This window comes from Streptomyces sp. NPDC050738 (genome assembly GCF_040654175.1).
GTDB lineage: Bacteria > Actinomycetota > Actinomycetes > Streptomycetales > Streptomycetaceae > Streptomyces.
This window is the reverse complement of record NZ_JBFAHN010000005.1, coordinates 73,853-100,099: the sequence shown is the minus strand read 5'-3', so window position 1 is coordinate 100,099 and position 26,247 is coordinate 73,853. Positions and strand designations below refer to the sequence as shown.

Below are 26,247 nucleotides of genomic sequence, written 5' to 3'. Positions count from 1 at the left end.
ACCGGCCCAGGGGCCGGTCAGCGCGTGACGGGCCTGCCGCGTCCCCACGCCCAGGCGAGCCGGTCGGCGCCGGACTGGTTGGTGGTGGCCAGCCAGGGCCGGTCGGGGTCGCCGGTCAGGGTCTGAAGCGAGTAGGTGTCGTCGGTACGCAGGCCGGGCCAGTAGACCGACCCCATCTTCAGTTCGCGGAAGGTGTCCGTGGCGGCCTGGATGTAGTTGACGAAGTTGTCCGAGGCATCCGGCTTGTTGTAGTCCAGGCCCGTGGTCATCGGAGCGCCGAACTCGTCGGCGACGGTGCGGCTCGCGCAGTCGCCGATGCGCCCCTTGATGTCGGCCACCCACTCGTCGTAGGTGGCGTAGTCCTTCCAGAACCCGTAGTCGTGCAGCGAGAGATAGGTGCCCTTCAGGCGCGGGTCGGCGCAGACCGAGGTGACGTGGTCGTTGTATCCGGCGCCGCTGACGAAGACCCGGTCGCGGGGGACCGAGGGGTAGGCGGCCAGCCACTTCGCGGCGGTGTCGGCCCACTCGGTTTCGGTGTAGCCGTGCGGTTCGTTCATCGGCTCGAAGTAGACGCGCTTGTTGTGCTGGTAGGCCTTGATCACGGTGTCCCACATGGGCCAGTAGGTGGCCTCGTCGTCGATGAGGCCGTCCTTGTTCGCGCCCGTGCCCTCCCAGTAGGAGACGATCACCTTGAAGCCCTGGGCCGATGCCGCGTCGATGACTCCGCGGTACGACTTCCAGTAGGCGCCGTTGACCGTGTACGGATTGATCGGCAGCCGCACGGTGTTGGCGCCGAGATTCGCGCGGAACGCGGCGATGACGCGGCTCGCCTTGGCGTAGGTCCGGGCGTAGCTGTCGGACGTCGACAGGCCTGACAGTACGACGGGGTCGTCGGCGTAATTGTCGCGCGGGTCGGCCCAGTTGACGCCCTGGAACGGGGTGGTGTCCTGACGGGGCGCGGCGTGGGCCGGGGCGGCGGCAGCGACGGTGGTGCCGGCGGTCGCGGCCAGTGCCAGTGCCAGGAGGGTGGCGCGCAGGCGGGGGGTGGGACGGGATATGGCAGGGGTGTTGCGCATCGACATGCCCTTTCGGGGATGGGTGGCGGGCGCCGAGGAGTGGAATGTTTACGTAAACATCACGGAGCCGGAATCGTGGCATCCGTTGCACCGGCCGTCAAGGTGTCCCGCACGTAACGCAGTTGACGGTGCGCAGGCCGCCATCTCGGGTCCTGTGTTCGTGGTGTCGAACAGCGTCCGGTTTTTCGGACCTTTTTCTGTCCGGAGTCTTGACCTCACGCTTCCCGGCTTCTTCACTGGCCACCGCCGCCCCCCGAATGTCACCGAGAGAACGTGAGGACCAGAACGTATGCCTCGTGCCACGAGTCCACGCCTGCCGGTTTCTTTGCTGTCGCGACGGAGTCTTCTCGTCGCCGGCGCCCTCGCTCTTGCGGCTCCTGCCGTCTCCGCTCACGCGGCTCCGGCGAAGCCCCGCAAGGGTTCCTACGCGGGCTACTTGTTCGTGTACTTCACCGGTGAGAGTGCCGCGGACGGCGAGCAGATCCATATGGCGCTGAGCCATGGCGACGACCCGCTCCACTTCCGTGAACTCGGCGGCGGAGAGCCGGTCCTGACCTCCGTGCTGGGGGACAAGGGGGTGCGGGACCCCTTCATCATCCGCTCGCCCGAAGGCGACAGGTTCTTTCTGATCGCCACCGATCTCAAGATCTACGGCGGTGCGAGCTGGGACACCGTGCAGCGGCACGGAAGCAGGTCGATCATGGTCTGGGACTCCACGGACCTGGTGAACTGGTCCGCTCAGCGCTCGGTGCGGGTGTCGCCCGAAACCGCCGGCAACACCTGGGCCCCGGAGGCCTATTGGGATCCCGACCTCGGGGCGTACGTGGTGTTCTGGGCATCCAAGCTGTACGACGAGGCCGACACCGATCACGCCGGCGACACGTACAACCGGATGCTGTACGCCACCACCCAGGACTTCGTGACGTTCACGGAGGCGAAGGTGTGGAACGACCCCGGATACTCGGTGATCGACTCCACGGTGATCGACCACGACGGCGTCTACTACCGCTTTACCAAGGACGAGCGCTCGGCGGCCTCCTCGGCCTGCGGCAAGTTCATCCTGCAGGAGAAGTCGGCCGATCTGCTGAACACGTCCTGGGACCAGGTGGCCGAGTGCATCGGCAGCGGAAGCATCTCGGCCGGTGAGGGGCCGCTGGTCTTCAAGTCGAACTCCGAGGACAAGTGGTACCTCTTCGTCGACGAGTACGGCGGGCGTGGCTATCTCCCCTTCGAGTGCACCGACTTGAACGCAGGCGACTGGGCCATGTCCACGGCGTACCGGCTGCCCTCGGCGCCCCGGCACGGCACGGTGCTTCCGGTCACCTCAAGGGAGTACGACCGGATCTTCGCGCAGTGGGGGATACCCCCGGTGCGGTCCGGCAAGGACGGCCTGGTGGCCCGGTGGCCGCTCGACGGCACCGCGGACGACGTGTCGGGCAACGGCCATCACGGCACGGCCGTGGGCGACGCCACGTGGGCGGACGGCGCGCTGGTACTCGGCGGTGCCACCGGTCATGTCTCTCTCCCCGACGACCTGTTGGCCGGGGTGGACCGGGTGACCGTGACCGCCGATGTGTGGGTGGACTCCGATCAGCAGGCGCCGTACTTCCTGTTCGGCTTCGGGAACGTCTCGGGCTCCACCGGCCTCGGCTATCTGTTCGCCACCGGCGGCAGCGAGTCCGGCGGCTTCCGGGCAGCGATCTCCGACGGGAACTGGACCAAGGAGCAGGCGGCCGGGCCCACCGGCGGGCTGCCGCGCGGCCGGTGGAAGAACGTCACGTACACCATCGACGGGGACACCGCGGTGCTCTACCTCGACGGTGCGGAGGTGGCGCGCAACGAGAGTGTGACCCTGATGCCCGGGGACATCAACGGCGGCCGCACCACGGCGAATTACCTCGGGCGTTCGCAGTACGCGGCGGACCACCGCCTCAAGGGGCGGCTGCGAGACGTACGCCTCTACAACAGGGCGCTCACGGAGGCCGAGATCGCCGCGCTGCCGCACAACGCCACCCGTGTCCGCGACGTCCGGCTCGGTGAGCTCAAGGTCCCGGCAGTCGTGTACGCGGACGGCGACACGATCACCCTGCCGGTCCGGCCCGGTACGCAACTGCGCAGGCTGCGACCGGAGTTCGAGCTCGCGCCCGGTTCGACGATCCGGCCACGCAGTGGCACCAAAGTCGATCTGCGGAAGGCGGTGACCTACACCGTCACGTCGGCCGAAGGAGCGACCCGTGCGTGGAAGGTTTCCGCCGCCGAGATGCGCAGTCCGGTCCTCCCCGGCTATCACGCCGACCCCAACATCGTGATGTTCGGCGACACTTACTACATCTATCCGACCACCGACGGCTACGCGGGCTGGGGCGGAACCTCCTTCAGTGTCTGGTCCTCGAAGAATCTCACCGACTGGACCGACCACGGTGTGGTGCTCGACCTGGGCAAGGACGTGAGCTGGACCGACTCCCGGGCCTGGGCGCCCACCATCGCGGAGAAGAACGGCACGTACTACTTCTACTTCTGCGCCGACGCCAAGATCGGGGTGGCCACCGCCCCCTCGCCCACCGGTCCGTTCACCGATTCGGGAGCGGCGCTGATCCCGAAGAACCCCGACGGCACCGGGCAGCCCATCGATCCGGCCGCGTTCACCGACGACGACGGACAGACGTACCTCTACTGGGGCAACGGCTCGGCCTGGGTCGTGCCGCTGGGCGACGACATGGTCTCCTTCGACTCCGGCGCGGTCGAGCGGATCACCGGTCTGACGGACTTCCGTGAAGGCATGTTCATGGTCAAGCGGCAGGGCATCTACCACCTGACGTACTCGATCGACGACACCGGCAGCGAGAACTACCGGGTCGGCTACGCCACCGCGACCAGCCCCCAGGGCCCCTTCACCTACCGAGGCGTGATCCTGGAGAAGGACCCGTCCCAGGGCATCCTCGGCACCGGCCACAACTCGGTCCTGCAGATCCCCGGTACCGACGACTGGTACATCTGCTACCACCGGTTCGCCACGCCGGGCGGCGACGGGACCCACCGCGAGACCACCATCGACAGGCTCGGCTTCGGCGTGGACGGCCTGATCGAGCGGGTCGTCCCGACGCTCGGGAGCGTGGATCCGCGACCGGTCCCGGCCTCCGTTACGCGGACTCCCTGATCACCAGCTCGGTGGGGAGGATGAGCGGCGTCGGCTGCTCGCCGTTGATCAGGCGCACCAGCATGCGGGTCATCTCGCGGCCCAGTGCCTCGATCGGCTGGCGGACGGTGGTGAGGGCCGGCTGGGTGTGCTGGGCGGTGACGATGTCGTTGAAGCCCACCACCGCGATGTCGCCGGGTACCGTACGGCCGCGGTCGCGCAGGACCCGCAGCGCTCCGGCCGCCATGGCGTCGGAGGCGACGAACACCGCGTCCAGGTCCGGGTGTTCGTCCAGCAGCTGCGTCATGGCGGCCGCCCCGCCCGCCTCGGTGAAGTCGCCGTGCGCCACGCGGCGGTCGCTCAGCCCGGCGAGCGCGACGGCCTCGCGGAAACCCAGGTAGCGGGAGACGCCGACGTGCATGTCGAGCGATCCGGTGACGGTGGCGATGCTGCGGCGGCCCGTGGCCAGGAGGTGTTCCACCGCCTGGCGCGCGCCGCCGCGGTTGTCGGCGTCGACGTACCACTGCGGTACACGGTTGAGCGGGCGGCCGCCGTGCACGACGGGGACGCCGCCGTTCTCGGCCACCTTCGACAGGGGGTCGTTCTCGCGCAGCGCGAGCAGCATGACGCCGTCCGCGCCGCGTGACTGCAGGATGCGGGTGAGCCGGGCGCGGCCGCGCTCCGAGGCGGCGAGGACCAGGAGCAGCTCCAGGTCGGTCTCCTCGATGACGGCGTTGACCCCGGAGATCACCTCGGCGAAGAAGAGGTTGGCGAACAGGGCGGGGTCGTCGCTGGAGATGGCGAGGACCACCGCGCCCCGGCGCTGGGAGGCGAGGGAGCGGGCCGCCATGCTCGGTACGTAACCCAGTTCCTCGATCGCGCTCTTGACCGCCTGCCGCGCTTTCTTGCTGACGTGCTCACGGTCGTTGATCACACGCGAGACGGTGCCTCTGGAGACCCCGGCGCGCAGCGCCACCTCGTCGAGTGTGGGCTGCCGGTTGTTCATGGGGGAGCTGCTCCTGTTGATCGTCCGGGGTGGGGGACATCAGAACTCTAGGCCGGTGGTTCACAGACCGCCACGCTCGATGACGGCGGCGTACCAGCGGGCGCTGTCCTTGGGGGTGCGGCGCTGGGTGGGGTAGTCGATGTGCACGATGCCGAAGCGCTGGGAGTATCCGTAGGACCACTCGAAGTTGTCGAGGAGCGACCAGACGAAGTAGCCCTTGAGCGGGACGTCCTGGACGATGGCCCGGGCGCAGGCGCGCAGATGGCCGTCGAGGTAGGCGATACGGGCCGTGTCGTGGACCTCTTCGTCGAAGGCGGCGCCGTTCTCGGTGACGTACAGCGGGACCGCGGGGTAGTCGGCCTTGAGGCGCAACAGCAGGTCGTGCAGGCCGTGTTCGTCGATCTCCCAGCCGATGGCGGTCCTCGGGCGGCCGCCGTCGGCGATGTGGACCGACGGGGAGCCGACGTAGGCCGATGCGGTGGGCTCGGTGCCGCCGGCGACCAGCATCGGCGCGTAGTAGTTGATGCCGAGGAAGTCCAGCGGGGCCGCGATCGTCTTCAGGTCGCCGTCCTGGATGTGGCCGGTGCCGGTGACGTCGCGCAGGTCGTGCAGGACGTCCTTCGGGTACGCGGCGCGCAGGAGCGGGTCGAGGAAGAGACGGTTCTGCATGCCGTCGATGCGACGGGCCGCGTCGAGGTCGGCGGGAGCCTCGGTGCGCGGGGTCACGTGTGTGAGGTTGAGGGTGATGCCCACGCGGGCGTCCGGCATCGCCTCGGCCGCGAGGCCGTGGCCCAGGAGGAGGTGGTGGGCGGCGCGTACGGCGGCTGCGGGCTCGCGGCGGCCGGGGGCGTGACGGCCGGTGGCGTATCCGAGGAAGGCCGAGCACCAGGGCTCGTTGAGGGTGGTCCAGTCCGTGATGCGGTCGCCGAGGGCTTCGTACGCGAGTGAGGCGTACTCGGCGAACCGCTCGGCGGTGTCCCGCTCCGGCCAGCCGCCCTTGTCCTCCAGCGGCTGGGGCAGGTCCCAGTGGTAGAGCGTCGGCCAGGGCTGGATGCCCTGTTCCAGGAGGGTGTCGGTCAGGCGGCGGTAGAAGTCGAGGCCCTTGGGGTTGGCGGGGCCGCGGCCGTCCGGCTGGATGCGGGGCCAGGCGAGCGAGAAGCGGTAGGCACGCAGGCCGAGTCGGGACATCAGCGCGATGTCCTCGGGGTAGCGGTGGTAGTGGTCGGCGGCCACGGCGCCCGTGTCGCCGTTGAGGATCCTGTCCGGCGTTGCCGAGAAGGTGTCCCAGATGGAGGGACCGCGCCCGTCCTCGGTGACCGCGCCCTCGATCTGATAGCTGGAAGTGGCCGCGCCCCAGAGGAAGTCGGGATCGAACGTGGTCATGACTTGACGGCCCCTTCCATGATGCCGCCGATGATCTGCTTCCCGGAGACGAGGAAGACCAGGAGCAGGGGGAGCGTGGCGACGAGGGCTCCGGAGAACATCAGGGTGTAGTCGGTGTAGTACGAGGTGGAGAGCTGGTTGAGGGAGAACTGGACCGTGGGGTTGTCCGACTCGAGCACGGCCAGCGGCCAGAGGAACTCGTTCCAGGTGCCCATGAAGGTGAACAGGCCGAGCACCGCCGCACCCGGCCGCAGGGCCGGCATGACGATCGTCCAGAAGATCCGGAAGGTGTGGCAGCCGTCCACCCGGGCGGCCTCGATGAGCTCGTCGGGGACCGCGCGCTCGGCGTACTGGCGCATCAGGAAGACCCCGAACGCCGAGACGAGGAACGGCACGATGACGGCCTGGAGGCGGTTCTCCCAGCCGAAGTCCACCATGATCATGTAGAGCGGGATGATGCCCATCTGGACCGGGATCATCATGGTGCCGAGGATCGTCATCAGCAGGAAGTTCTTGCCGCGGAAGCGGAGTTTGGCGAAGGCGAAGCCGGCCAGCGAGCTGAAGAAGACCACGGACACGGTGACGGCGAGCGAGGCGATCGCCGAGTTCAGCATGCCCTTGAGGAAGTGGGCGTCCTCGGCGTCGAAGAGCCGCGAGATGTTGTCGAGGAGGTGGCTGCCGGGGAGCAGGGGCGGCGGCCAGTCGCCGACGATGTCGTTGGAGCGGGAGGCGACGACGAAGAGCCAGTACAGGGGGAATGCGGAGAGGGCTATCGCGACGATCAGGGTGAGGTGGACGAGGGGGCTGGTTCTGCGCACGGCTACTTCGCCCTTCGTACGACGAGGAAGTTGATCAGGGTGAGGAGCATGATGACGAGGAAGATCATCCAGGCGACGGCGGATCCGTATCCGTAGTCGAAGTCCCTGAAGGCCTTCTCGAACATGTACATCGACAGCGTCTGGAACTGGCGCAGGGTGCCGCCGGAGATCGCGTAGTTGCCCTGTCCGAAGATGAGCGGCTCGGTGAAGAGCTGCATGCCGGCGATGGTCGACGAGATCACGGTGAAGATCACGGCGGGGCGGATCATGGGAACGGTGATGCTCCACAGTTGGCGCATCCGGCCGGCCCCGTCGATGGCCGCGGCCTCGTACAGCTCCCGTGGGATCGACTGCATCGCGGCCAGGTAGATCAGGGCGTTGTAGCCGGTCCAGCGCCAGTTGACCATGGTCGAAATGGCGAGCCAGGACGACCACTTGTCGGCGCGCCAGTCGATCGGGTGGACGCCCACCAGGCCGAGGAGACCGTTGGCCATGCCGGCGTCACGGTCGTATATCTGGCTGAAGACGATGCCCACGGCGGCGACCGAGGTGACGATCGGCAGGAGCACGCCCATGCGCAGGAAGGTCGTGGCGCGCAGCTTCTGGTTCAGCAGTCCGGCCAGGACGAGGGCGATGAACAGCTGGGGGACGGTGGCGAGCACCAGCATGCCGAGGGTGTTGACGAGGGCGTTCCAGAAATCGGGGTCGCCGAACAGCTCGGTGTAGTTGTCGAAGCCGATGAAGTCGCCCTTGCCGGTCATCGACCAGGAGTGCATCGACACCCAGGCGGTGTAGCCGAGCGGGAAGAGCCCGAAGACGGCGAAGACGACGTAGAACGGCGCGAGGAAGAGGTACGGGGAGCCCTTGGTGTCCAGCCGGGACAGCAGGCGGGCGCGCGGGGCGTCCGGGGAGGGGCCCGCGTCGTGGGCGGCGGCCCCAACAGGGCGTTGCCGCAGGTGAGTTGCCAAGACGAGTCCTTGAGTCCTTCGGAGTGCGGTGTGGTGCGGGCGGCCGTGGGGGCGCGGTGCGTCCCGCTTCCGCGCCCCCGGCCGTCGACGGGGTTTACCTGGCTGCGCGCTTCGCCTCTGCGACGGCCGTGTCCCAGGCGGCGTCGGGCTTGAGCTTCCCCTGCTCGATCGCGGCCAGGGCGTTGGTGACGCGGTCGCCTATCTGGATGTTGTCGGGGCCCAGGTAGACCGGCTGCAGTGCCTTCACGCTCGCGCCGAAGATCTGCCCGACCGGTGCGTTGTTGAAGTACGCGCTGGTGTAGCCCTGTACGGCGGGATCGTCGATCGCCTGGAGCGCGGAGGGGAAGTTGCCCTTGGACTTGAAGGCGGCCGTCTGGCCCTTCGCACTGGTCAGGAAGGCCGCGAGCTCGGCGGCCTCCTTCTGGTGCTTGCTCTGCTTGGGCACGGCGAGGAAGGAGCCGCCGCGTACCGCACCGTTGCCGGGGACCTTGGCGACGTCCCACTTGCCGGCGTTCTCCGGGCCCGCCTGCTTCTCGATGGTGCCGAGCATCCAGGAGGGGCAGGGGATCGTGGCGAACGTTCCCTTCTTGAAGCCGGCGTTCCACTGCGGGCTCCACTGGGCGATGTCGGCGGAGAGCTTGGCGTCGACCATCTCCACGGTCTTGTCCCAGGCCGCCTTGACGCCCGGATTGCTGTCGATCACCAGCTTGTTGTCGGTGTCGTAGTACGTGTGGTCGCCCTGCTGCATCAGGATGTTCTGGTAGATGGATCCTGCGGAGTCGAAGAAGTGGGCGCCGCCGGTGTCGGCGGCGGTGAACTTCTTCCCCGTGGCCAGATAGTCGTCCCAGGTCGGCCAGAGCGCGCCGACCTGTTCGCGGTCGGTGGGCAGTCCGGCCTTCTTGAACAGATCGGTGCGGTAGCACATGCCCTGGGCGCCCACGTCGGTGCCGAGTCCGACGAGCGTCTTGCCGTCACGGGTCAGGGCCTGCTTCCACTTCCAGTCGAGGAAGTCGCCCTTGAGCTTTCCTGCGCCGTGGTCGAGCAGATTGACGAACTGGTCGGGCTTGTCCATGAACTGGGTGAGGATGCCCTCCTCCAGGGCGACCACGTCGCCGGCGCCCCTCCCGGTGGCCATCCACTGCTGGAGCTTGGGGGAGTAGTCGCCGAGTTTGGCGATGTTCTCCTCCTTGATCGTGATGCCGGGGTGGCTCGCCTCGTATTCCTTGTAGAGGTCCTCGTAGCCGAACTGGGCGAACGTCTTGACGACCAGGGTGGTCTTCCCCGAGTCGGAGGCGCTGTCGCCTCCTGAGCCGCAGGCGGCTGTGGCCATGAGTGTGCCGGTGACCGCAGTCGCGAGCAGCACTCGTCCAAGTCGAGCGATCATGCGGGTGCCTCCAGTCTCGCCGGAGAGTTTCCGGGAGCGGTAACAATCGGAATGGCCTCGTCCAAGGCCGTTTTCACACCATTTACCTGGGTTGACGCCACAGTCGTAGCCGGTGAGTGTGTCCGCTCCCTGTAAAAACTGGGAGCGGTAACAGCCCGGAGATTAGAAGGAGTTCGCCGCTCATGGGAAGAGCTGGGGCGGAGAAAGTTTTCATGAGTTGAACGCGTCGAAAGCGTTGACACCTCTGGCGGCCGACGCGAACATCTGGCACTGACGCCGCACCGAGCCGGGATCCCTGCCATCGAGAAGGGCCCGGTATGTCCCTCAGATTCAGACTGGCCGCAGTCTGTCTGCCCCCTGCGCTGATCGTCGCCATGACGGCGACGCCCGCGCATGCCGCGAGCTATGAACGGGTGCTCAACGGCACGTTCGACAGCGTGAAGACTCCCTGGTGGAGCAGCGGGAACACGCCTTCCCGTGTGGAGCTGGGGCGGCTGTGTGCCGACATCCCGGCAGGTACGGCCAACGTCTGGGACTCCATGGTCGCGGAGAACGACATCCCGCTCGAGGCCGGTCAGCCGTACACGCTGCGGTTCACCGCCTCCGCCAGCAGGAGCGTCTCCGTCCACTCCGTCCTGCAGCTGGCCGCAGCGCCGTACACCACCACGCTCAACAAGACGGTCGCCCTCACCGCCACGCCCAAGTCCTTTGAATTCACCGGCACTTCCACGGTGGCCGGCCTGCACGGCCAGCTCTCCTTCCAACAGGGCGGCGCCACCGAAGCGTTCACCTTGTGTATCGACGACGTCTCGCTGACCGGTGGCGCGGTGCCGCCCGGCGGGGGCCGGGACTTCGGCTCTCCGGTACGCGTCAACCAGTACGGCTACCCGGCCTCGGGCCCCAAGAAGGCATCCATCGTCGACGCCTCGACCACCCCCGTCCCCTGGCGGCTGCTCAACGCCTCGGGTGCGGCCGTCGCCGACGGACTCACCCGCGTCCAGGGCCAGGACGCCGAGTCGGGCGACCATGTGCACATCGCGGACTTCAGCCGGATCCGTACCGTCGCCGCCGGCTACACGCTCGTCGTGGGAGACGCGGCCAGCGCGCCCTTCGCCATCGCGGACAACCCCTACCGGGCGCTCGCCAAGGACGCCCTCGGCTTCTTCTACGCCTCGCGCAGCGGCACGCCGATCGAGGCGCAGTACGCCGGTGCCGCCTACGCCAGACCCGCCGGACACCTCGGCATCGCACCGAACAAGGGCGACACCGACGTGCCGTGTCTGCCCGGCACCTGCGACTACTCGCTGGACGTCCGCGGCGGCTGGTACGACGCCGGGGACCAGGGCAAGTACGTCGTCAACGGCGCCCTCGCCGACTGGCAGTTGATGGATTCCTACGAGCGCTCACTGCACCAGGGCGACCGCGAGGAAACCCGGGACGGTCTGCTGAGCATCCCGGAGAACTCCAACAGCGTCCCGGACGTCCTCGACGAGTCCCGCTGGGAGACGGAGTTCCTGCTCGGCATGCAGGTGCCCGCGGGCAAGCCGCTGGCCGGCATGGTCCACCACAAGATCCACGACCTGGCCTGGACCGCGCTCCCCACCCGGCCCGACCGCGACACCCAGCCCCGCTATCTCCACCCGCCGTCGACCGCCGCCACCCTCAACCTGGCGGCCGCCGGAGCCCAGTGCGCACGGGTCTGGGCCCGCTACGACAAGGCGTTCGCCCAGCGGTGTCTGACAGCGGCCCGGACGGCCTGGCAGGCCGCGCTCGCCCACCCCGACATCTACGCACCGAAGAGCGACAGCGTGGGCGGCGGCGCCTACGACGACACCCAGGTCGACGACGAATTCTCCTGGGCGGCCGCGGAGTTGTACGCCACCACGGGCGACCGCGGCTATCTGCGTCACATCGACACGCAGATCACCTCTGCCGGATTCTCCTGGCGCGACACCGGCGCGCTGGCCGACCTCACCGTCGTACGGCTGCCGCACCGCTTCCCTGCCCGCATGGTCGCCGCCGCCCGCAAACGCGTCCTCGCCGTCGCGGACGGCTTCGTCACCGACCAGCACGCCCAGGGCTACCCCAACCCCTACCTGCCCGCAGACGGCGCCTATGTCTGGGGCTCCAACAGCGCCACCGCCAACAACGCCCTGGTCATCGCGACGGCGTACGACCTCAGCCACCGCGGCCGCTACCGCGACGCCGTCCTGGAATCGATGGACTACCTGCTCGGCCGCAACGCCCTCAACCAGTCCTTCGTCACCGGTTACGGGACACGGGCCAGCCACAACCAGCACCACCGCATCTGGGCCCACCAACTGGACGCCACGCTGCCGTCCCCGCCGGCCGGATCCCTCGCGGGCGGCCCCAACTCCGCTCTGCAGGACCCGGTGGCCCAGCAGAACCTCCCCGGCTGCGCCCCCGCCACCTGCTACATCGACGACATTTTCTCGTACTCCACCAACGAGGTCGCCATCAACTGGAACTCGGCGCTCGCCTGGACGGCTGCCTTCGCCGCATCCCGCTGAAGCAAAGGAGAACCATCGTGCGTGGGAAAGCCCTGCTCGGAACTGTCCTGATCTGTCTGGCCGTTACGCTGACGGCCCCTCGGGCCACCGCGAACACCACACAGGCCGCAGCCAGCCCCATCAGCCTGACCAGCGGTTTCTACGTCAACCCCAACTCCAGCCCGGCCGTCTGGGCCAGAAACAACCCCTCCGACGCCCGGGCGTCACGCATCCAGTCGTCCATCGCCTCCCGGCCGATCGCCCGCTGGTTCGCCAATGAGAGCGGCGGCATCGGACCCGCCGTGTCGTCGTACGTCGGTGCGGCGGCAAGCCATGGCCAGCTGCCCGTCCTGGTCGCGTACAACATCCCGGGCCGCGACGCGTGTGGCGGCGAGTCGTCGGGAGGGGCGGGCAGCGTCGCCGCGTACCGCACCTGGATCTCCACCTTCGCCGCGGCTGTCGCCGACCGCCCGGCGCTCGTCGTGATCGAGCCCGACTCCCTGGCGGACTTCAGCTGTATGAGCGCCACGGCGGTCGCCGACCGGCTCGCGATGATCGACTACGCCGCCCAGATGTTCCAGCAGAAGGCCCCCGACACCTGGGCCTATCTCGACGCCGGGAACGCCGGCTGGGTGGACGCGACCACCATGGCGAGCCGCCTCGACTCGGCCGGGGTGCACCGGGTCCGGGGATTCGCGGTGAACGTGTCGAACTTCTACACCACGGCCGCCTCGGTCTCGTACGGGAACTCGGTCACCGCGAAGCTGGGCTCCGCCCCGAAATTCGTCGTCGACACCAGCCGCAACGGCAATGGCTCCAACGGTGTGTGGTGCAACCCCTCGGGGCGCAGGCTCGGCACGTCACCGCAGGTCGGAGGCGGTGCGGATCTGCTGCTCTGGATCAAGACACCCGGTAATTCGGACGGGAAGTGCGGCACCGCACCCACCGTCCCCGCGGGGCAGTTCAGCCCCGATCTCGCTGTCCGTCTGATCGACGGCACCTGACCCGCGGCGCGGGGCGGGAGGCTCCTGACAGCCCCCGCCCCGCGCCCGGCCACGGAAAGCGCTTGGAGGATGCGACCAGCACGTACCCCGCAGCCCTGGAGGAATCTCCCGGGCTGCGCAATCGTCCGGGCATGGGAGAATGAACTACGTGCTTTTTCCCCTGGCTGAAATGCCTAGGGGCCACTCCGATCGACTGGGATGTTCAGCACGTGCGTTTCCTCAATGATCTGAAGCCGCCGTACGACCTGACGTACGACGATGTGTTCATGGTGCCGAGCCGCTCCGCGGTCGGCTCCCGCCAGGGCGTCGACCTCTCCGCCCCCGACGGCACCGGCACCACCATCCCGCTGGTCGTCGCGAACATGACCGCGATCGCCGGCCGCCGGATGGCCGAGACCGTCGCCCGCCGCGGCGGCATCGTCGTCATCCCCCAGGACATCCCGATCGACGTCGTCACCGACGTCATCTCCTGGGTGAAGACGCGCCACCTCGTGCTCGACACCCCGATCGTGCTGGCCCCCACCCAGACCGTCGCCGAGGCGCTGTCGCTGCTGCCCAAGCGCGCGCACAACGCCGGCGTGGTCGTCGACGCCGACCACAAGCCGATCGGTGTCGTCACCGACCAGGACCTGGCCGGAGTGGACCGCTTCACCCAGCTCTCCGACGTCATGTCCAGGGACCTGGTGCTGCTCGACGCGGACATCGACCCGCGCGACGCCTTCAACAAGCTGGACGGCGCCAACCGGCGCTACGCCCCGGCCGTGGACGGCGGCGGCAGGCTCGTCGGCATCCTCACCCGTACGGGCGCCCTGCGCGCCACCCTCTACAGCCCCGCCGTCGACGCCCAGGGCAGGCTGCGCATCGCCGCCGCCGTCGGCATCAACGGCGACGTGGCGGGCAAGGCCAAGCAGCTCCTCGACGCGGGCGTGGACACGCTCGTCGTGGACACCGCGCACGGCCACCAGGAGTCGATGATCGCCGCGGTCAAGGCCGTACGCGCGCTCGACCCGAACGTCCCGATCGTCGCGGGCAACATCGTCGCGGCCGAGGGCGTACGCGACCTCATCGAGGCCGGCGCGGACATCATCAAGGTCGGTGTGGGCCCCGGCGCCATGTGCACCACCCGCATGATGACCGGCGTGGGCCGCCCGCAGTTCTCCGCCGTCCTGGAGTGCGCCGCCGAGGCGAAGAAGCACGGCAAGCACGTCTGGGCCGACGGCGGCGTCCGTCACCCGCGCGATGTGGCCATGGCGCTCGCCGCCGGTGCGTCGAACGTCATGATCGGCTCCTGGTTCGCGGGGACGTACGAATCCCCGGGCGACCTGCAGCAGTCGGCCGACGGCCGCTGGTACAAGGAGTCGTTCGGCATGGCCTCGGCCCGCGCCGTCCGCAACCGCACCAGCGAGGAGTCGGCGTACGACCGCGCCCGCAAGGCGCTCTTCGAGGAGGGCATCTCCACCTCGCGGATGTTCCTGGACCCGGCCCGCCCCGGCGTCGAGGACCTGATCGACTCGATCATCGCGGGCGTCCGCTCCTCCTGCACCTACGCAGGCGCCAACTCCCTGGAGGAGTTCGCCGACCAGGCGATCGTCGGCGTCCAGAGCGCCGCCGGATACGCCGAGGGCAAGCCGCTGCACGCCAGCTGGAACTGACCCGCATCTGCCCAACCACACAGCCGGTCCCCGCACTTCGCGGGGGCCGGCTGCGGCATTCCGGCACCCTTTCCTCACAGCCTCCGCCACTTCCTTGGCCTGATTTCCGTGAATGGACGACGGCATACCGGGTAGTCGGCTTCTGCGAACGCATCTGAGCAGAAGGGGAGGACACCGTGTCCATGGCGAGCCGAGTCCCAGTCCCGACCGGACTCATGTCGCACGATGCCGGTCCGGACAGTGAGCGGACGGACGAGCAACTGCCGTACGTGGAAAGCCCCGCAGCGGTCGCTCCGCGCGACGCCCGGGAGCTCTCACGGCTCTTCTTCGCGCGGCTGTCGACGCTCGAAGAGGGGACGCACGAGTACCAGTACGCCCGTAACACCCTGATCGAACTGAACCTCTCCCTGGTCAAGTTCGCGGCCGCGCGCTTCCGCAGCCGCGCCGACCAGATGGAGGACATCGTCCAGGTCGGCACCATCGGTCTGATCAAGGCCATCGACCGCTTCGAACTCAGCCGCGAGGTGGAGTTCGCGACCTTCGCGATGCCGTGCATCGTCGGCGAGATCAAGCGGTTCTTCCGCGACACCAGCTGGTCGGTGCATGTTCCGCGCAGGCTCCAGGAGTTGCGGATCGCGCTCGCCCGCGCCAACGACGAGCTGTTCCAGCTGCTCGACCGCACGCCGACGACCGCGGAACTCGCCGCGCACCTCGACCTCTCGGAGAACGAGATCATCGAGGGCATGGTGGCGGCCAACGGCTACACCGCGGGCTCCATCGACATCCCGCTGGACGACGCCTCCGAGAGCGGATCGGACGCGCTCGCGGACCGCCTCGGCGAGGACGATCCCGAGCTGGAGGCCATCGAGAACCTGACCGCGCTGAAGCCGCTCGTCGAGGAGCTCGACGAGCGCGACCGCCAGATCCTGAAGATGCGGTACGGGCTGGAGATGACCCAGTCGCAGATCGGCGCCGAACTCGGTGTGTCCCAGATGCATGTGTCGCGGCTGCTGACCCGCATCACCGCGCAGCTGCGCAAGGGGCTCCTCACGCAGGAGTAGGAAACGGTCCACAGGAACCCTCGCCGAGCCGACTCGGCGAGGGTTTCGGCCATTCAGCAGGCGGTCGCCGGCCGGGTCCATGTCGTACGTACGGTCTTGCCGAGCGGCAGCGGACAGATCTCCACCCGGCCCGCGAGCCGCAGCACCAGCGGCCAGCCGAAGCCGCCACCGCCGCCGAAGTCGGGTGTACGGGCGACCGGGTGGTGCGGGCTGGAGTCGTCCAGCTCCACCACCAGCTGCTCCGGGCCGGCGCTCAGGCGCAGCCGCCACCAGCCGGCCGTGTGGCGGGCGGCGTTGGCCACCAGCTCACTGACGACCAGCAGAACGGCGTCGAGGTCGGCCCAGGGGCAGTGCTCGACGAGAAAACGGGCGGCAGTGTCGCGAGCGGTGGCACTGTCCGCCAAGGGCGAGTCCACGACAACCACGGGCGGCTCCTCAGGTATCTCCCGCTCGCATACCCCGACTGAGCGGATCCACCACCACGGATCCTGGGGTTCGCTGCGGGCGGACAGGGCGCGGGCATCTCCGGAGTCCGGACGGCGCCCGGCCCCGTGATCTACTGCGCATACGGGACGCCACGCTCCCGCCCCGATCCCGCAGAGAAGTGACCTCCCCGCAGTGCGACTGAACGACCTCGACGAACGCATCGTCCACGCCCTCGCCGAAGACGCCCGCCGCTCCTTCGCGGACATCGGCGCCCTCGTCGGCCTCTCCGCGCCCGCGGTGAAGCGCCGGGTGGACCGGCTGCGCGCCGAGGGCGCCATCACGGGCTTCACCGTCCGGGTGGATCCCGCCACGCTCGGCTGGGAGACCGAAGGCTTCATCGAGATCTACTGCCGCAGCAACACCTCTCCCGAAGCCATCCAGCGCGGCCTCGAGCGCTACCCGGAGATCGTCTCCGCCTCCACCGTCACCGGCGAGGCCGATGCGATCGTCCAGGTCTTCGCCTCCGACATGCGCCACTTCGAGCGCGTACTGGAGCGCATCGCGGGGGAGCACTTCGTGGAGCGCACGAAATCGGTCCTGGTGCTCTCGCCGCTGCTGAGGCGCTTCTCCTCGGGCGCACCCGCCTGACAGGATCTCCCCCCATGGGCGAGAACAAGCAGCGGATGATGGCGGGCGACTGGTTCCTGCCGCAGGACGACGAACTGGGCGCCGACACCGTACGACGTATCGGCCTGCTCGACGCGTACAACGCCGCGGGAGCGACCGGACCCGAACGCACCAAGATCCTCGGGGAGTTGCTCGGCTCGGTGGGCGAGGACGTCCGCATCAGGCCGCCCTTCCACTGCGACTTCGGCCACCGGATCAGCATCGGACCGCGCACCTTCGTGAACTTCAACGCCGTCTTCCTGGACACCGGGGCCGTGACCATCGGTGCGGACTGCCAGATCGGCCCCAACGTGCAGCTGCTGACCCCTCAGCACCCACTCGACGCCGAACGGCGCCGGGCCGGCTGGGAGAGGAGCGAGAGCGTCACCCTCGGGGACAACGTCTGGCTCGGCGGTGGAGTCATCGTCTGTCCCGGCGTGAGCATCGGGGACAACACGGTCGTCGGCGCGGGCTCGGTCGTCACCAAGGATCTGCCCGCGGGCGTGCTGGCCGTGGGCAACCCGGCCCGGGTGATCCGCACCCTGGAGTGACCCGCAAGGGGTGACCGGGGTCACGTATGCAATGAATCGCCGTCTCGGACGCTGATTGCGCAACGAACCGACGGTCGGTGCGCAACGGTCGCGTCTTGTCGGGGCTCGGCGCCGAAACGTACCGTCATCACGTCCCCCGAATGCCCGTACGCACCTCCCGAGGTCTGCCATGCCGCCGCTGCGCACCGCCCTGCTCCAGAGCTCCGGCCGCCCCGGCTCGGTCGAGGAAAACCTCCGGGTGCTGGACGACGCGGCGGGCCGGGCGGCGGCCGCGGGCGCGGGGCTGCTCGTCTGCCCCGAGATGTATCTGACCGGATACGCGATCGGCGGCGACGTCCACCGGCTGGCCGAGCCCGCCGACGGTGCATCCGCGCAGGCCGTCGCCGAGATCGCCGTACGCCACGGTCTCGCGGTGCTCTACGGCTACCCCGAGCGCGCGGGCGAAGCGGTCCACAACGCGGCCCAGCTGATCGGCCCCGACGGGACCGTCCTGCTCGGCTACCGCAAGACGCATCTCTTCGGCGGCTTCGAGCGCAAGTGGTTCACACCAGGTGAACAGGCAGTCGTACAGGCCGAGTTGGGCGGCCTGCGGATCGGGATCATGATCTGCTACGACGTGGAGTTCCCGGAGAACGTCAGGGCACACGCCCTCGCGGGCACGGATCTGCTCCTGGTGCCCACCGCGCAGATGCACCCCTTCCAGTTCGTCGCCGAGTCCCTCGTCCCGGTGCGGGCCTTCGAGAACCAGATGTACATCGCGTACGTGAACAGGACCGGCCAGGAAGGCGAGTTCGAGTTCGTCGGGCTCAGCTGCCTGGCGGGCCCCGACGGGGCGGCCCGCGCCCGCGCCGGCCGCGGCGAGGAACTGGTCTTCGGTGACGCGGACCCCGCCTTCCTCCAGGAGTCGCGGGAGAACAACCCGTATCTGCGCGACCGGCGCCCCGGCCTGTACTCCTCCCTGACCTGAGCCCCGCCCTCCCCCCCGCTCTCTCTTTTACGTTTTCGCGCAAGGAGTCCGTACCTCATGACGTCCACGGTGCCCACCACTGCCGTCCAGCACGACGACGCGCAGCCGCCGATCACCATGTTCGGCCCGGACTTCCCCTACGCGTACGACGACTTCCTCGCCCACCCGGCCGGGCTCGGCCAGATACCCGCCACCGCGCACGGCACCGAGGTCGCGGTCATCGGCGGCGGTCTGTCGGGCATCATCACGGCGTACGAACTGATGAAGATGGGCCTCAAGCCCGTCGTCTACGAGGCCGACCGGATCGGCGGACGCCTGCGGACCGTCGGTTTCGACGGCTGCGACCCCACCCTCACCGCCGAGATGGGTGCGATGCGTTTCCCGCCGTCCTCCACGGCGCTGCAGCACTACATCGACCTGGTCGGCCTTGAGACGAAGCCCTTCCCGAACCCGCTCTCGCCCGTGACCCCCTCGACGGTCGTCGACCTCAAGGGCGAGTCCCACTACGCGACCTCGGTCGACGATCTGCCGCAGGTCTACCGCGATGTGATGCACGCCTGGAACGCCTGCCTGGAAGAGGGCGCCGACTTCGCCGACATGAACCGGGCGCTGCGCGAGCGCGACGTGCCGCGCATCCGCGAGATCTGGTCGCACCTGGTGGAGAAGCTCGACAATCAGACCTTCTACGGCTTCCTGTGCGACTCGGAGTCCTTCAAGTCCTTCCGCCACCGCGAGATATTCGGGCAGGTCGGCTTCGGCACGGGCGGCTGGGACACCGACTTCCCCAACTCCATCCTGGAGATCCTGCGCGTCGTCTACACCGAGGCGGACGACCACCACCGCGGCATCGTGGGCGGCTCGCAGCAGCTGCCGCTGCGCTTGTGGGAGCGCGAGCCGGAGAAGATCGTGCACTGGGCGCAGGGCACCTCGCTCGCCTCGCTGCATGCGGGGCGCGAGCCGAAGCCGGCCGTGACGCGGCTGCACCGTACGGCGGGGAACCGGATCACCGTCACCGATGCGACGGGCGACATCCGCACCTACCAGGCAGCGGTCTTCACCGCACAGTCGTGGATGCTGCTCTCGAAGATCGCCTGCGACGACTCGCTCTTCCCGATCGACCACTGGACGGCGATGGAGCGGACCCACTACATGGAGTCCTCGAAGCTCTTCGTGCCGGTCGACCGGCCGTTCTGGCTGGACAAGGACGAGGTCACCGGGCGCGACGTCATGTCGATGACGCTCACCGACCGTATGACGCGCGGCACTTACCTGCTGGACGACGGTCCGGACAAGCCGGCCACGATCTGCCTCTCCTACACCTGGTGCGACGACAGCCTGAAGTGGCTGCCGCTGTCCGCGAACGAGCGGATGGAGGTCATGCTCAAGTCGCTCGGGGAGATCTATCCCAAGGTCGACATCCGGAAGCACATCATCGGCAACCCGGTGACGGTCTCGTGGGAGAACGAGCCGTACTTCATGGGCGCGTTCAAGGCGAACCTGCCGGGGCACTACCGCTACCAGCGGCGGCTGTTCACGCACTTTATGCAGGACCGGCTGGAGCAGGACAAGCGGGGGATCTTCCTCGCGGGCGACGACATCTCGTGGACGGCGGGCTGGGCGGAGGGTGCGGTGCAGACCGCGCTCAACGCGGTGTGGGGGGTCATGCACCACTTCTCCGGTACGACGGATCCCTCGAACCCGGGGCCGGGCGACCTGTACGACGAGATCGCACCGGTGGAACTCCCGGAGGACTGAGAGCGCAAGCCCCCTCCAAGGGCCTACACCCCGGCCGCGCGCGCAGCCTCGTACACCTCCGCCGCCACGTCCACCAGCTCCTTCGCGTCCCGCATCGTCCCCTGCAGGTCCAGCAGGAACTCGTCCGCGATCCCGGTCGCCGCATGTTCCGCCAGGTCCTGGACGATCTGTGCCACGCTGCCCTGGAAAGGGCGGCGGTCGTCGCCCTCGTACGGCTGCGCGCTGTACGAGGCGTTGACCCTGACCGTCACCGCCACCGGACGCTCCCTGCCCCGCTCCGCCGCCAGTTCCTGGATCTTCTGCCAGCCCGCGGTCAGCGGTCCCGGTCCCATCGCGGCGGGCATCCAGCCGTCCGCCCGGTCCACCAGGCGCCTGGATGCCTTCGGGCTGTTCGCCGGGAGGTAGACGGGGATCGGGCGCTGCGGCTTGGGGCCGACCTCGGAGGGGGCGATGGTGGTGAGCTCGCCTTCGTACGCGACCGGGTCCGGGCCCCAGACCGCCGCGCACACATCCAGCAGCTCGTCGAGGACCGCACCGCGCCGTGCGAAGGGCGCCACCGCTGCCGCCGCGTACTCGTCCAGGGACCAGCCGGTGCCGAGCCCCGCCACGACCCGGCCGCCGCTCGCCGCGTCGAGCGTCGCCAGGGATCTGGCCAGCTGGAAGGGCAGGTGCAGCGGGGCGACCAGGACGCTCGTGCCCAGCCTGGCCCGCTCGCTCGCCGCGGCGGCCAGCGTCAGGGTGACCAGCGGGTCGGCGACCGAGCGGTACCGGTCCGGCCAGGGCAGGCCCGGGATTCCGTACAGGCCCTGGGCCGGGGGCTCCGGGAACAGGATGCGCTCGAAGACCCAGAGCGACGCGTAGCCGGTCTCCTCCGCGGTGCGTGCGACGAGGGGGACGTCGCGTCCGATGGCGTACTGCTTCATCTGGGGGAGTCCGAGACCAAGTGCGATCGTCATGTGTCCGACCCATCTCCTTGAGGCGTCAACGTCAGCGCAGCGGCGTCAGCAGGCACCGCCCCACCAGGCCGACGCCCGCGTCCATCCGCTCTCTGAACTCCCCGGCCAGTCCCGGGAGTTCCCGCAGACCCCACAGGACGCGTGCGGCCGACCAGGCGGCGTCGCGTGCCCGGTCCAGACTCCAGGAGCCGAACAGATGGGTGAGCGGGTCGGCGATCTCCAGAAGGTCGGGCCCCGGCATCAGGTCCTCGCGGATGCGTTCCTCCAGGGTGACGAGGATGTCGCCGACGCGGTCGAACTCGTCCTCCAGGTCTGCCGGTTCGCACTCCAGCATCTGGCAGCTGTCGACGACCGCGAGCGCGAGGTCATGCCCGATGTGGGCGTTGATCCCGGCAAGGGCGAACTGCAGCGGGCGGACGCCCGGATGGCGCCGGTACTGGAAGAGCGGCTGCCAGCAGGCGGGAGGCCGCCCGCCCTCGGCCACCGCGTCGACGGCTGCCAGATAGCGGCCGGCGAAGAGCGCGTCGAGCGCGCAGGCGGCGCGCGCGTCGGTGAACCCGCGGCCGTCGTCGATGCGGCGGTCGATCTCCTCGGTGACGGTCAGATACACCTCGTTGAAGACGGCGACCCCGTCGGCCTGAGGCCACTGGGACCGCAGCGCGCGCATCCGCGCCACCACCATGTCGACCGAAGGGCCGAGAGGACCCGTCCGAACTGCGAAATGTTCCGTCTGCGCCATAGCGGCACCTTTGCAGCCCTAGGCTCCCCGTGTGTGCTGTCAGGGCCGAGCTTCCCCAGAACGGGGGAACGGGGTCCGGGTGAGGGGGAGTTCGAGGTGTCGGGCTTACGCGCGGAGCGCCGCGCGGACAGGATCGAGCGCCGCCGTGCCGTGCGCCGCAATGCCCTGGCTGTCGCCGCCTGCACGGTGGTGATGGCAGGAGCGGCCGCCGGAGTGCTGGCCGCGCAGCACGGCGGCGGGAGTACGCATGAGGCGCGGCCCGAGGTGAGCAGTTCCGCGCAGCCGCTGCCTCTGCCCGCCCGCCCCAGCCCCACGACGTCGTCCGCCGCTCCGAGCCCCTCGGCAACGCCCTCCCGTACGAAGGGAAGCGCCGATCGCCCCACCCGGTACGCAGCGGGGGCGATCAGCGGCCCGCTCTACCGCCACTCCGACTCGCAGGTGCTCGACTGGGTGGAATCCCACCCTGACGACCCGCGCCGCGCGCTCATAGCGTCGCGCATCGCCGGTCGGCCGGCCGCGGTGTGGTTCCCGGAGCACGACCCCGACCAGGTGCGCTCCCGTGTCCGCGCGGTGACGTCGCGGGCTGCCGCCGAGGGCAGGGTGCCGGTGCTCGTCGCGTACGACATCCCGCTGCGGGACTGCGACGGCGCCTCGGCGGGAGGGGCTCCGGACCTGGCGGCGTACGACCGCTGGATGCGCGAGTTCGCCGCCGGTCTCGGCAGCGGCCCCTCGATCGTGATTCTCGAACCCGACTCCATCGCCCAGACCGACTGCCTCTCGGCAGGTCAACGGGCCGCCCGCTTCGCCTCCTTGGCCCGCGCGGGCCGGGCCGTCCACGCCGCCGCACCGAAGGCGAAGGTGTACTTCGACGGCGGCCACTCCGTCTGGAACCCGGCCGCCCGGCAGGCGGCGTCCCTGCGGGCCGCCGGTGCCGCGAGCAGCAGCGACGGCATCTTCACCAACGTCTCCAACTTCAACCGCACCGCCGACGAGGCCGCCTACGCCCGCAGGGTGCTGGCCGCGCTCGGTGGCCCCGCGCGTCTGGGCGCGGTCATCGACACCAGCCGCAACGGCAACGGCGCCCCGGCCGACGACGCATGGTGCGACCCGGCGGGCCGGGCGATCGGGCAGGCGCCCACGACGCACACCGGGCAGGCCCGTATCGACGCCTATCTCTGGGTGAAGCTGCCGGGGGAGTCCGACGGCTGCAAAGGGGAGGCCGGCACCTTCGTACCGGAGTACGCCTATGAGCTGGCGGGCGGCTGATCCGCGTCCCCGTCGCCCTTCTCGTACGAGGAGGTGCCCGAGTCGAGCAGCGGCTCCTGCTCCTTGAGGTGGGCCGGGGCGAAGGCGCGCAGCACGTGATAGCCGGTGATCACGACGATCGTGCCGAGCGCGATGCCGCCCAGCTGGAAGTTGTCGCTGATGTTCAGCGAGACGCCGCCGACGCCGATGATGATGCCCGCCGCGGCCGGCACCAGATTCAGCGGGTTGCGCATGTCCACCCGGGAGTTGATCCAGATCTGGGCGCCGAGCAGGCCGATCATTCCGTACAGGATGACGGTGATGCCGCCGAGCACGCCGCCCGGGATCGCGGCCACGATCGCGCCGAACTTGGGGCAGAGACCGAAGAGCAGGGCGAAGCAGGCGGCGGCCCAGTACGCGGCCGTGGAATAGACACGGGTCGCCGCCATCACGCCGATGTTCTCGGAGTACGTGGTGTTGGGCGGGCCGCCGACTCCGGTGGAGAGCATCGAGGCGACGCCGTCGGCCGCGATCGCGGTGCCCAGCTTGTCGTCCAGGCTGTCGCCGGTCATCTCGCCCACGGCCTTCACATGGCCGGCGTTCTCGGCGATCAGCGCGATCACGACGGGGAGGGCGACCAGGATCGCCGACCATTCGAAGCTCGGGCCGTGGAAGGTCGGCAGGCCGATCCAGTCGGCATGGCCGACCGCCGAGAGGTCAAGGCGCCAGTGGTCGGTGACCTCGCCCGAAGCCGACATCGAGTGGATCTTGCCGAAGACCCGGTCGAAGAGCCAGGAGATGCCGTAGCCGAAGAGCAGCCCGAGGAAGATCGCGATGCGCGAGAAGAATCCGCGCAGACAGACCACGGCCAGGCCGGTGCCCAGCATCACCAGGAGCGCTGTCCACTGGTCCTGCGGCCAGTACGTCGCCGCCGTCACCGGGGCCAGGTTGAAGCCGATCAGCATGACGACCGCGCCGGTCACCACCGGCGGCATCGCCGCGTGGATGATCCGGGCGCCGAAGTGGTGGACCGCGAGGCCCGCGAGGAACAGCACCGCGCCGACGACGAAGATCGCGCCGGTGACGGTCGCGCTGGAACCGCCCGAGGCGCGGATCGCGGCCGCCACCCCCACGAAGGAGAGCGAGCAGCCGAGGTAGCTGGGCACCCTGCCGCGGGTGGCGAGCAGGAAGATCATGGTCGCGACGCCGGACATCATGATCGCGAGGTTGGGGTCGAGACCCATCAGTACGGGCGCGACGAACGACGCCCCGAACATGGCCACCACGTGCTGGGCGCCGAGTCCGGCGGTGCGCGGCCAGGAGAGCCGCTCGTCGGGTCGTACGACTGCTCCGGGAGCGGGGTTCTTCCCGTCGCCGTGCAAGGTCCAGCGCACGCCGAGGCCCATGGTCGCTCCCGTTCGTTCTGTGTGTTCTTCAGGCGGTAAAGATCAGCGCAATGTTAATGCGGAATAAGCAGGTCCACTCATCTCCGTGAACCGGGTGCCCAGGTTTGTCAGGGGCATTGTCAGGTCGACCGGGCGGCTCTACGCTCGCACGGTCTCGTTCATGAACCGCGTTCACATATCTGATGGGAGCGTTCTGTGAGAGGTCGACCTCGCCGGCGTCTGCACGCCCTGATCGCCGCTGTGGCAGCCATCGCCGCCGTACTTGTACCGACCGCGTCCTCCGCCGCCGCGGCCCCGCACCACAGGGGCTCCCCGGCACCCCGTACCCCCGTGATGGACGGACACCGGCTCCAGCAGGCCCGTGCCCGCCTCGCGCACGGCGACCCCGCGCTGAGCAAGGCGGTCAAGTCCCTGACCGCGCAGGCGGATTCATGGCTCGGGCAGGGGCCCTGGACCGTCACCGACAAGCCGAAGCCGGCACCGGGCGGCGACGTCCACGACTACCTCAGCCAGGCCCCCTACTGGTGGCCCTCGCAGCCGAAGACGGCCGACAACCCCTGGGGCTGCCCGTACGTCCAGCGGGACGGCGTGCGCAATCCGGAGGTCGACACCGGCACGGACCGCCCCGACATCGGCAAGGTCTTCAACTCGACGACCACGCTCAGCCTCGCCTGGTACTACACGGGCAAGAAGGTCTACGCCGAACAGGCGGCGAAGATCCTGCGGACCTGGTTCGTCGACCCGGCGACCCGGATGAACCCCAACCTGAATCACGGGCAGTTCATCCCCTGCAAGTACGACGGCCGGGCGATCGGGATCATCGACTTCAGCCAGCAGTACACGAGCGTCCTCGACGCCCTCGCGATCCTCGACACCGGGGCGCCCGGCTGGTCCAAGAACGACCGCGCCGGCATGAGCAGCTGGAACATGAGCTTCCTGGACTGGCTCGTCGACTCCGACTTCGGCAAGCAGGAGTCGGCCGCCGCGAACAACCACGGCACCTTCGCCGACATGCAGATCGCCGGTCTCGCGCTCGCCACCGGCAACAAGGACCTCGCGCGTACGAAGGTCCTCGACGCCCGCGCCAAGCTCATCGACCCGCAGATAGCCGCCGACGGCAGCCAGCCCCAGGAGCTCGCCCGCACCCGAAGCTGGCACTACTCGACATTCGACCTGGTCGCCTACACCCGGCTCGCGGCGATCGGCAAGCAGGTCGGCGTGAACCTCTGGGCCTATCAAGGGCCGCAGGGCCAGAGCCTGTTCAAGGCGGTCGACTATCTGCTGCCCGCCGCGACGGGCGAGGCGGCCTGGCCGCATCCGGAGCTGGAGTTCTACCGGTACGCGGCGAGCGACATCGTGCACGCGGCCGCCGACGCGGGTGACGCGAAGGCGAAAGCCGCCGTACCGAAACTGCAGGCACCGCCCGCCGGGGACATGTGGGCCCTGCGTCCGGCGGCGGAACAGCTGGACTCGATCGCGGGCTGAGCCCTGGCCCCAGGGGCTCCTGAGCAGCCGCTTAGGATGAGGCGATTCTCATC

21 protein-coding genes are annotated in these 26,247 nt (G+C 69.2%); 11 read left to right on the top strand and 10 right to left on the bottom strand.

What is annotated here, in order from left to right; genetic code table 11:
- Nucleotides 1-17: 17 nt before the first annotated feature.
- On the bottom strand, nt 18-1,076 hold the full coding sequence (locus AB0H78_RS14810) for a cellulase family glycosylhydrolase (protein WP_363234767.1): 1,059 nt from the start codon (nt 1,074-1,076) through the stop codon (nt 18-20).
- Between the two features lie 289 nt (nt 1,077-1,365).
- On the opposite strand from AB0H78_RS14810, the gene AB0H78_RS14805 reads away from it, so the two are divergent.
- Nucleotides 1,366-4,233 (top strand): family 43 glycosylhydrolase, encoded by a 2,868-nt coding sequence (locus AB0H78_RS14805; protein WP_363234766.1) that lies wholly within the window; start codon nt 1,366-1,368, stop codon nt 4,231-4,233.
- Here AB0H78_RS14805 and AB0H78_RS14800 read toward each other — a convergent pair.
- From AB0H78_RS14800 to AB0H78_RS14780, 5 genes are all read right to left on the bottom strand, one after another.
- Nucleotides 4,217-5,218, bottom strand: coding sequence for a LacI family DNA-binding transcriptional regulator (locus AB0H78_RS14800; RefSeq protein WP_363234764.1), 1,002 nt, complete (start codon nt 5,216-5,218; stop codon nt 4,217-4,219). The two genes, AB0H78_RS14805 and AB0H78_RS14800, sit on opposite strands and share 17 nt — an antisense overlap.
- Before the next feature lie 60 nt (nt 5,219-5,278).
- Nucleotides 5,279-6,601: a GH1 family beta-glucosidase gene (locus AB0H78_RS14795; protein WP_363234763.1), complete on the bottom strand. Its 1,323-nt coding sequence runs from the start codon at nt 6,599-6,601 to the stop codon at nt 5,279-5,281.
- A complete protein-coding gene (locus AB0H78_RS14790; protein ID WP_363234762.1) occupies nt 6,598-7,419 on the bottom strand; it encodes a carbohydrate ABC transporter permease in 822 nt (273 codons plus the stop codon). Before AB0H78_RS14790 ends, AB0H78_RS14795 begins: the two co-directional genes overlap by 4 nt.
- A gap of 2 nt (nt 7,420-7,421) precedes the next feature.
- A complete protein-coding gene (locus AB0H78_RS14785) occupies nt 7,422-8,387 on the bottom strand; it encodes a sugar ABC transporter permease (RefSeq protein ID WP_363234761.1) in 966 nt (321 codons plus the stop codon).
- 94 nt (nt 8,388-8,481) lie between these two features.
- Nucleotides 8,482-9,771: an extracellular solute-binding protein gene (locus AB0H78_RS14780; RefSeq protein ID WP_363234760.1), complete on the bottom strand. Its 1,290-nt coding sequence runs from the start codon at nt 9,769-9,771 to the stop codon at nt 8,482-8,484.
- A gap of 317 nt (nt 9,772-10,088) precedes the next feature.
- Here AB0H78_RS14780 and AB0H78_RS14775 point away from each other — a divergent pair, with 317 nt between their 5' ends.
- From AB0H78_RS14775 to AB0H78_RS14760, 4 genes are all read left to right on the top strand, one after another.
- A complete protein-coding gene (locus tag AB0H78_RS14775; protein WP_363234759.1) occupies nt 10,089-12,302 on the top strand; it encodes a glycoside hydrolase family 9 protein in 2,214 nt (737 codons plus the stop codon).
- Nucleotides 12,303-12,319: 17 nt separating this feature from the next.
- On the top strand, nt 12,320-13,285 hold the full coding sequence (locus AB0H78_RS14770) for a glycoside hydrolase family 6 protein (RefSeq protein ID WP_363234758.1): 966 nt from the start codon (nt 12,320-12,322) through the stop codon (nt 13,283-13,285).
- A 188-nt stretch (nt 13,286-13,473) separates the two neighbouring features.
- The gene (locus AB0H78_RS14765) at nt 13,474-14,937 is read left to right on the top strand and encodes a GuaB1 family IMP dehydrogenase-related protein (protein WP_363235148.1); all 1,464 of its coding nucleotides are present in this window, start codon (nt 13,474-13,476) and stop codon (nt 14,935-14,937) included.
- A gap of 215 nt (nt 14,938-15,152) precedes the next feature.
- A complete protein-coding gene (locus AB0H78_RS14760; protein ID WP_363235147.1) occupies nt 15,153-15,998 on the top strand; it encodes a SigB/SigF/SigG family RNA polymerase sigma factor in 846 nt (281 codons plus the stop codon).
- Between the two features lie 53 nt (nt 15,999-16,051).
- Here AB0H78_RS14760 and AB0H78_RS14755 read toward each other — a convergent pair whose 3' ends face one another.
- Nucleotides 16,052-16,423 (bottom strand): ATP-binding protein, encoded by a 372-nt coding sequence (locus AB0H78_RS14755; RefSeq protein ID WP_363234757.1) that lies wholly within the window; start codon nt 16,421-16,423, stop codon nt 16,052-16,054.
- 193 nt (nt 16,424-16,616) lie between these two features.
- Between AB0H78_RS14755 and AB0H78_RS14750 the strand changes: the two genes are divergently transcribed.
- The 4 genes from AB0H78_RS14750 (at nt 16,617) to AB0H78_RS14735 (ending at nt 20,363) form a co-directional block, all read left to right on the top strand.
- The gene (locus tag AB0H78_RS14750; protein ID WP_363234756.1) at nt 16,617-17,072 is read left to right on the top strand and encodes an Lrp/AsnC family transcriptional regulator; all 456 of its coding nucleotides are present in this window, start codon (nt 16,617-16,619) and stop codon (nt 17,070-17,072) included.
- A 14-nt stretch (nt 17,073-17,086) separates the two neighbouring features.
- The gene (locus tag AB0H78_RS14745; protein WP_363234755.1) at nt 17,087-17,641 is read left to right on the top strand and encodes a sugar O-acetyltransferase; all 555 of its coding nucleotides are present in this window, start codon (nt 17,087-17,089) and stop codon (nt 17,639-17,641) included.
- A 169-nt stretch (nt 17,642-17,810) separates the two neighbouring features.
- Nucleotides 17,811-18,608 carry a carbon-nitrogen hydrolase family protein gene (locus tag AB0H78_RS14740; RefSeq protein WP_363234754.1) on the top strand — a complete coding sequence of 266 codons (798 nt, stop codon included), beginning with the start codon at nt 17,811-17,813 and terminating at the stop codon, nt 18,606-18,608.
- A 57-nt stretch (nt 18,609-18,665) separates the two neighbouring features.
- The gene (locus AB0H78_RS14735) at nt 18,666-20,363 is read left to right on the top strand and encodes an NAD(P)/FAD-dependent oxidoreductase (protein ID WP_363234753.1); all 1,698 of its coding nucleotides are present in this window, start codon (nt 18,666-18,668) and stop codon (nt 20,361-20,363) included.
- A gap of 23 nt (nt 20,364-20,386) precedes the next feature.
- Here AB0H78_RS14735 and AB0H78_RS14730 read toward each other — a convergent pair whose 3' ends face one another.
- Together AB0H78_RS14730 and AB0H78_RS14725 are read right to left on the bottom strand one after the other, a co-directional pair.
- The gene (locus AB0H78_RS14730) at nt 20,387-21,319 is read right to left on the bottom strand and encodes a TIGR03619 family F420-dependent LLM class oxidoreductase (protein ID WP_363234752.1); all 933 of its coding nucleotides are present in this window, start codon (nt 21,317-21,319) and stop codon (nt 20,387-20,389) included.
- A gap of 31 nt (nt 21,320-21,350) precedes the next feature.
- Nucleotides 21,351-22,058, bottom strand: a complete 708-nt coding sequence (locus AB0H78_RS14725; RefSeq protein ID WP_363234751.1) for a DUF5995 family protein — start codon at nt 22,056-22,058, stop codon at nt 21,351-21,353.
- A 96-nt stretch (nt 22,059-22,154) separates the two neighbouring features.
- Between AB0H78_RS14725 and AB0H78_RS14720 the strand changes: the two genes are divergently transcribed.
- Nucleotides 22,155-23,324, top strand: a complete 1,170-nt coding sequence (locus tag AB0H78_RS14720; RefSeq protein WP_363234750.1) for a glycoside hydrolase family 6 protein — start codon at nt 22,155-22,157, stop codon at nt 23,322-23,324.
- Here AB0H78_RS14720 and AB0H78_RS14715 read toward each other — a convergent pair.
- Nucleotides 23,303-24,709 carry a solute carrier family 23 protein gene (locus AB0H78_RS14715; protein WP_363234749.1) on the bottom strand — a complete coding sequence of 469 codons (1,407 nt, stop codon included), beginning with the start codon at nt 24,707-24,709 and terminating at the stop codon, nt 23,303-23,305. The genes AB0H78_RS14720 and AB0H78_RS14715 overlap by 22 nt on opposite strands.
- Before the next feature lie 195 nt (nt 24,710-24,904).
- On the opposite strand from AB0H78_RS14715, the gene AB0H78_RS14710 reads away from it, so the two are divergent.
- Entirely contained in the window at nt 24,905-26,194 is a 1,290-nt protein-coding gene (locus AB0H78_RS14710; protein ID WP_363234748.1) for an alginate lyase family protein, read from the top strand.
- The last annotated feature ends 53 nt before the right edge of the window (nt 26,195-26,247 follow it).

Coding starts and splice junctions, on each gene's coding strand:
- AB0H78_RS14735 (WP_363234753.1), top strand. CDS start 18,666: ATGACGTCCACGGTGCCCACCACTGCCGTCCAGCACGACGACGCGCAG.
- AB0H78_RS14740 (WP_363234754.1), top strand. CDS start 17,811: ATGCCGCCGCTGCGCACCGCCCTGCTCCAGAGCTCCGGCCGCCCCGGC.
- AB0H78_RS14810 (WP_363234767.1), bottom strand. CDS start 1,076: ATGCGCAACACCCCTGCCATATCCCGTCCCACCCCCCGCCTGCGCGCC.
- AB0H78_RS14760 (WP_363235147.1), top strand. CDS start 15,153: ATGTCGCACGATGCCGGTCCGGACAGTGAGCGGACGGACGAGCAACTG.
- AB0H78_RS14715 (WP_363234749.1), bottom strand. CDS start 24,709: ATGGGCCTCGGCGTGCGCTGGACCTTGCACGGCGACGGGAAGAACCCC.
- AB0H78_RS14745 (WP_363234755.1), top strand. CDS start 17,087: ATGGGCGAGAACAAGCAGCGGATGATGGCGGGCGACTGGTTCCTGCCG.
- AB0H78_RS14780 (WP_363234760.1), bottom strand. CDS start 9,771: ATGATCGCTCGACTTGGACGAGTGCTGCTCGCGACTGCGGTCACCGGC.
- AB0H78_RS14730 (WP_363234752.1), bottom strand. CDS start 21,319: ATGACGATCGCACTTGGTCTCGGACTCCCCCAGATGAAGCAGTACGCC.
- AB0H78_RS14800 (WP_363234764.1), bottom strand. CDS start 5,218: ATGAACAACCGGCAGCCCACACTCGACGAGGTGGCGCTGCGCGCCGGG.
- AB0H78_RS14775 (WP_363234759.1), top strand. CDS start 10,089: ATGTCCCTCAGATTCAGACTGGCCGCAGTCTGTCTGCCCCCTGCGCTG.
- AB0H78_RS14795 (WP_363234763.1), bottom strand. CDS start 6,601: ATGACCACGTTCGATCCCGACTTCCTCTGGGGCGCGGCCACTTCCAGC.
- AB0H78_RS14725 (WP_363234751.1), bottom strand. CDS start 22,058: ATGGCGCAGACGGAACATTTCGCAGTTCGGACGGGTCCTCTCGGCCCT.
- AB0H78_RS14805 (WP_363234766.1), top strand. CDS start 1,366: ATGCCTCGTGCCACGAGTCCACGCCTGCCGGTTTCTTTGCTGTCGCGA.